Annotated in this window: 1 protein-coding gene; it reads right to left on the minus strand. The window is 68.2% G+C overall.

Annotated elements, in window-relative coordinates:
* Positions 1 to 352: type VI secretion system Vgr family protein (locus ACLEJW_RS23250; protein ID WP_440778333.1), on the minus strand; the 352-nt coding region annotated here is incomplete at both ends.

The raw sequence follows: 352 nt of genomic DNA on the forward strand, positions 1-352 counted from the left end.
GCCGTAGGTGACGTCGGCGTCGGCGTTGAGCTGGGTCAGGCTGTCGAGGCCGGCTTGGAGAGCGTCGGCGTTGTGTTGCTTGGCCGTGTCGGAGAGGGTCTTGAGCCGCTGCTCGCTGTTCTGCAACTGCTGCTGGGCTTCGCTGATATCAAGCTGCGCGCCCTGGGCGTTGCTGCGCTTCCAGGTGCTCAGGTACAGGCCCTGCTGGGCGCGTAGGGCGCCATAGGCGTCGGTGCGCAGCTCGAAGCCGGTGCCGCGCAGGGCGCCGCGGTGGTTGCCGCGCTGGTCGATCAGGTAGCCGAGGTTGAGCTGGGTGTGGCCGTGGCTGCTGTGCAGCTGAGTGCGCACCTGA

Source organism: Pseudomonas sp. SMSB3 (genome assembly GCF_052041965.1).
Classification (GTDB): Bacteria; Pseudomonadota; Gammaproteobacteria; order Pseudomonadales; family Pseudomonadaceae; genus Aquipseudomonas.